This window comes from Aquabacterium sp. (assembly GCF_048860245.1).
GTDB lineage: Bacteria > Pseudomonadota > Gammaproteobacteria > Burkholderiales > Burkholderiaceae_C > Aquabacterium.
The window spans coordinates 1-4,836 of sequence record NZ_JBLIZW010000098.1 but is presented as its reverse complement, the minus strand read 5'-3'; the positions used below and the strand labels follow the sequence as shown (position 1 = coordinate 4,836).

4 protein-coding genes are annotated in these 4,836 nt (G+C 57.8%); 1 reads left to right on the top strand and 3 read right to left on the bottom strand.

Annotation, left to right across the window (positions count from 1 at the left end; translation table 11 throughout):
* Nucleotides 1-244: 244 nt before the first annotated feature.
* The 3 genes from icd to hemN all read right to left on the bottom strand — a co-directional run bounded on the left by icd (nucleotide 245) and on the right by hemN (nucleotide 3,848).
* Nucleotides 245-1,498 (bottom strand): NADP-dependent isocitrate dehydrogenase, encoded by a 1,254-nt coding sequence (icd, locus tag ACMV18_RS11330; RefSeq protein WP_374258557.1) that lies wholly within the window; start codon nucleotides 1,496-1,498, stop codon nucleotides 245-247.
* Between the two features lie 157 nt (nucleotides 1,499-1,655).
* On the bottom strand, nucleotides 1,656-2,450 hold the full coding sequence (locus ACMV18_RS11325; RefSeq protein ID WP_420817926.1) for a sulfite exporter TauE/SafE family protein: 795 nt from the start codon (nucleotides 2,448-2,450) through the stop codon (nucleotides 1,656-1,658).
* 27 nt (nucleotides 2,451-2,477) lie between these two features.
* A complete protein-coding gene (gene hemN / locus ACMV18_RS11320) occupies nucleotides 2,478-3,848 on the bottom strand; it encodes an oxygen-independent coproporphyrinogen III oxidase (RefSeq protein ID WP_420817925.1) in 1,371 nt (456 codons plus the stop codon).
* A 241-nt stretch (nucleotides 3,849-4,089) separates the two neighbouring features.
* On the opposite strand from hemN, the gene fnr reads away from it, so the two are divergent.
* Nucleotides 4,090-4,806, top strand: coding sequence for a fumarate/nitrate reduction transcriptional regulator Fnr (gene fnr, locus ACMV18_RS11315; RefSeq protein ID WP_420817927.1), 717 nt, complete (start codon nucleotides 4,090-4,092; stop codon nucleotides 4,804-4,806).
* The last annotated feature ends 30 nt before the right edge of the window (nucleotides 4,807-4,836 follow it).

Below are 4,836 nucleotides of genomic sequence, written 5' to 3'. Positions count from 1 at the left end.
TCAGGCCGTGACCGCCTGACTTAAACCAACTGGCCTCCGCGAAACCCGGGGCGCTTCAGCACGCCAGTCGGCACGGTGACAGACCCGTTGAGCGACCTGCACTTCCGTGAAATGAGCGCGCAAAGCAGCCTGCGCCCTCATTGAGCTCGCAACCGCTTGGGCTTGATTGAGCCCAAGGGGCGCCTAATGAAAAAGCCCGCCTTGAAGGCGGGCTTTTTTGACAGGCACGGATGCCTGCTACCGATCACATGTGATCGATCATGACTTGGCCGAAGGCCGAGCAAGACACCTGGGTCGCGCCGTCCATCAGACGGGCAAAGTCGTATGTCACTTTCTTGCTCTGGATTGCACCGTTCATCGAGCTGATGATCAGGTCTGCGGCCTCAAACCAGCCCATGTGGCGCAGCATCATTTCTGCAGACAGGATTTCGGAACCGGGGTTCACATAGTCCTTGCCAGCGTACTTCGGCGCCGTACCGTGGGTCGCCTCGAACATGGCAACCGAATCCGACAGGTTTGCACCAGGGGCGATACCGATACCACCAACCTGTGCTGCCAGCGCATCAGAGATGTAATCGCCGTTCAGGTTCAACGTGGCGATCACGCTGTACTCAGCGGGACGCAACAGGATTTGCTGCAAGAAAGCGTCAGCAATCGCATCCTTGACGATGATGTCCTTGCCGGTCTTGGGGTTCTTGAACTTGCACCATGGACCGCCATCAATCAGTTCGGCGCCAAACTCGTTTTGAGCCAGTGCATAACCCCAGTCGCGGAAGCCACCTTCGGTGTACTTCATGATGTTGCCCTTGTGAACGATGGTCACGCTGGGCTTGTCATTGTCGATGGCGTATTGCAGGGCCTTGCGCACCAGACGCTCGGTCCCTTCCTTGGACACTGGCTTGATGCCGATGCCGGAGGTTTCGGGGAAACGGATCTTCTTCACACCGAATTCGGTCTGCAGGAAGCTGATCAGCTTCTTGGCCTTGTCGCTCTGCGCTTCGAACTCAATGCCGGCATAGATGTCTTCCGAGTTTTCACGGAAGATCACCATGTCGATCTTTTCGGGCTCCTTCACTGGCGAAGGCACACCCTTGAAGTAAGTGACGGGGCGCAAACAAACGTAGAGATCCAACTCTTGACGCAAAGCCACGTTCAACGAACGGATGCCGCCGCCGACCGGGGTCGTCAGAGGCCCCTTGATGGACACCACGTAGTCCTTCAAGACTTGCAGAGTTTCTTCGGGCAGCCACACATCCGGGCCGTACACACGCGTTGACTTTTCGCCAGCGTAGATTTCCATCCAATGGATCTTGCGCTGACCGCCATAAGCCTTCTCAACTGCGGCGTCCACCACCTTGATCATCACTGGCGTGATATCGAAACCAGTGCCGTCCCCTTCGATATAGGGGATGATGGGGTTGTGAGGTACGTTGAGCGAGAAGTCCGGGTTCACCGTGATCTTCTGCCCACCTTCGGGCACCTTGATGTGCTGATACATAGTTGTGGTCTCCGCGTTTGGCGTATCCGTGAAAAGCAATGCCATGGATATCGGCATTGCATCTTTTGATTCTACGCGACGCTTTCCACAGCACCAGCACTTCTACATCGGGAATCCCCTGAGGGGTTGCTGATTAGCTGCGACTAATTGCGCCAAATCAGGCGCACCACGCTTGCCACTGGGCCACCAACTGGTGCCACACAGCCCACGCGGCCATGAGGGACAAGCACAAACCGGAGAGCCGGACGGCCCATCGCGCGTCACCACCCACAGCAGCACCCGCAGCTGGCACAGAAGGGTCACCCTTGGGGGGCGAACCGTGCCACAGGATGGGCACCACAGCACCACCTGTGCCCACGATTGCTCGTGGTTCACCGCTCTGACCAGATAGTTTGCGCAGCAATTGCGGCGTAAACCAGATGCCCGCAGCACCAGGTGCGGCAAATGCAAGCATCACCAGCGCGCCACCCCAAAAATGAGGCGCCAGCGCGGCCACGACGACTGCGGCATACAACAAACCACAAGGCAACACAGCCCAAAGACACCCTGAAAGGAGCGGCAACAGCGCGCGCGCAAATGGGTAACGATCGGCCCAAGAAAACGCACCCAACTTGCTGCGCACCCGGTGGTAAGCATGCACACCGACCATGTCGAGTTGGCGCGGCACCACGCCGTACCACAGCAGCCACAAGCCCATGAATACGGCACCAACCTGCAGCATCACCCAGAAGGGCTGCAGGATGGTCATTGAGCGTCCGAATTGCGATGCGAGGCCGGCGGCCGAAGCCGCGACAGAGCCGAGGACGGCATACCCAATGCACCGCCCCACCATCGCCAAAGGCGAGATACCCCGCGGGAATGCAGCCGCGCAGGCCGTCCCGCACATCGCAACGCAGTGTGGAATGCCGCCCAAACCCATCAGGAAGGCGGTCAGCATCAGGCCGGTCAGCATGACCGACCTCCGACTGGAAGCATGGGCTTAAATGATGCGGGAGAACTTCTCGAGCGTCTTGTCGGCTTGGATGTAGCGGTCGAACACCATGGCAACCGCGCGCACAAAATACCAACCCAGCGGCGTAACCCGAACACCATCCGACTCCATCTGCACCAGCCCCGACTCAACGAGCGGCTCCAACAGGCGCAACTCAGCCTCGAAGTATTGCCGGAAATTGATCAGGTAAGCGAGTTCAATGGACTCAATGTCCACACGCCCCTGGCACATCACCGCCATGATCACTGCACGGCGCACCAGATCGTCTCGCGACAGCGCCAATCCACGCACAATCGGTAACTCACGACGCTCAAGGGAGTCGTAATAGTCTTCCAGGGTCTTGGCATTTTGGCAGTAATGCGCCCCCACCTTGCCGATGGCCGACACACCCAAGCCAATCAGATCACTGTCAGGATGCGTGCTGTAGCCTTGGAAATTGCGATGCAGCCGTCCTTGGCGCTTTGCGACAGCCAAGCTGTCATGGTGCAAAGCAAAGTGGTCCATGCCAATGTAGTCATAGCCAGCCGCGCCAAACTTCTGGATGGCCATGGACAACATACCCAGCTTGTCACCGGCTTTAGGCAGCGCCGCGGCGTCAATTCGACGCTGGGGTTTGAAGCGCTGCGGCAAGTGCGCATACGCGTACAAAGCAATACGGTCAGGCTTGAGGCTGGACACCTGCTCCAACGTCCGCTCAAAGCTCTCCGGGGTCTGCTTGGGCAGACCGTAGATGAGGTCCATGTTGATGGACGCAAAGCCTTCTTCGCGCGCAGCCTCGACCAACTGAGCAACCTGCTCATAAGGTTGAACACGATGGACAGCCTGCTGGACGTGCGGATCAAAGTCCTGCACACCAAAGCTCAAGCGGTTGAAGCCCATTGCAGCGAGACGCTTCAGCCGGCCCACATCAATCGTGCGAGGGTCGACTTCGATGGAGTATTCGCCACCAGGCACAAACCGGAAGGCTTCCTGCAACGTGGCGATCAAACCTTCCAGCTCGTCATCGGTCAGGAATGTTGGACTTCCACCACCAAAATGCAGCTGAGACAAGGTCTGGCCGCGACCAAGGTGCTCGACGGTGAGATCAATCTCGGTTCTCAAAGCAGCAAGGTACTCGACAGCACGGTCGTGATGCTTTGTAATCACCTTGTTGCAGGCGCAGTAATAGCAAACCGATTCACAAAAGGGGATGTGCACATACACCGACAACGGCGCAACACCGCCACCAACGGCACCGGCTCCGTCTGCGCGCTGCTGCAACGCCTGGATGTAGTGCGTGGGGCCATAGGCTTCTACAAATCGATCCGCGGTAGGATACGAGGTGTATCGAGGCCCGTTGACATCCAGTCGTGCGAGCATGTCAGTCGTCACGACGGGGGCAACCGGACCGTTTGAAATCAAGGCGGATTTACTCATGCCGGCGACTGTGCCAAACTCACGGCTTGCAGGGTTGATCCAACTCAAGGTCCGGAACGGTGTTCTGGGAACAATCGGGCACGTTTTGAGGTTTCTCATGTTGAACAGTACATTTCCGATCGCCGACGCTAACGCTACTGACAAAGCACACCAATGTGATCACGGGCAAGCATCGTCTGGCGGAGTGAAACTGGACAACTTCAAGGTTGCCTGCTCTAGCTGCAACCTGCGTGAGCTTTGCCTCCCGGTTGGTTTGAGCCAGCCACAACTGAATCATCTGGATTCGCTGGTCGCCACCCGCAAGACAGTCAAACGTGGTGACGCACTGTTCCACACCGGCGATCCCTTCCGTTCTGTTTACGCGGTTCGCACAGGCTTCTTCAAGACCCGCGTGTCGTCTGAAGACGGCCGAGATCAGGTCACCGGTTTTCAAATGGCCGGTGAGCTGCTGGGTCTGGACGGCATCAGTACCGATCGCCACGCCTGCGATGCCATCGCTCTGGAAGACTCTCAGGTGTGCGTGATTCCCTACGCACAACTGGAAGACCTGTCCCGAGAGTTTTCTGATCTGCAACATCAGTTCCACAAGATCATGAGCCGCGAGATTGTTCGTGACCACGGTGTGATGCTGTTGCTCGGCAGCATGCGCGCTGAAGAGCGTTTGGCTGCATTCTTGTTGAACCTCACCCAACGCTTGCACGCGCGCGGATTCTCTGCATCCGCCCTCGTGCTGCGCATGACACGCGAAGAAATTGGCAGCTACCTTGGCCTGAAACTTGAAACGGTGAGCCGCACCTTCTCGAAGTTCCAGGAAGAGGGGCTGCTGGAGGTCAAGCAGCGCGACATTCGGATCACCAATGAAACTGGCCTGCGCGCGCTGGTCAACAACGTGCGAGCCTGAGCGCGCCCTTCGGCGCACATAAAAAAGCCC

Excerpts from the sequence above, each read along its gene's own strand:
- hemN (WP_420817925.1), bottom strand. The coding sequence starts at position 3,848 with ATGCTCGCACGACTGGATGTCAACGGGCCTCGATACACCTCGTATCCT.
- icd (WP_374258557.1), bottom strand. The coding sequence starts at position 1,498 with ATGTATCAGCACATCAAGGTGCCCGAAGGTGGGCAGAAGATCACGGTG.
- ACMV18_RS11325 (WP_420817926.1), bottom strand. The coding sequence starts at position 2,450 with ATGCTGACCGGCCTGATGCTGACCGCCTTCCTGATGGGTTTGGGCGGC.